The sequence below is a fragment of the Microbacterium sp. GbtcB4 genome (assembly GCF_019091465.1).
Taxonomy (GTDB): Bacteria; Actinomycetota; Actinomycetes; order Actinomycetales; family Microbacteriaceae; genus Microbacterium; species Microbacterium paraoxydans.
Genome location: NZ_JAGXJJ010000752.1, coordinates 1 through 230 on the forward strand (window position 1 = coordinate 1; position 230 = coordinate 230).

The following is a 230-nucleotide window of genomic DNA, read 5'->3' on the forward strand; positions in this document are numbered from 1 at the left end:
CCCGGCACAATCCTCGGGTTCGCGGCGGTCGGCTTCGGCATCGCCACCCTCATCCCCGCCGCGATGCACGCCGCCGACGAGCTCCCGGGGCTGCGGCCCGGGGACGGGCTCACCGTGGTGTCCTGGCTGCTGCGGCTCGGCTTCCTGCTGTCGCCGCCGTTCGACGGGTGGCTGGCGGAGACGCAGAGTCTCCGCGCGGGACTCGTGGTCGCGCCTGTCGCGGCGCTCGT

General features: G+C 75.2%; 1 pseudogene. It reads left to right on the top strand.

The features are described from left to right. Nucleotides 1–230, top strand: a pseudogene (locus KVS71_RS19510) (MFS transporter); the annotation flags it as partial.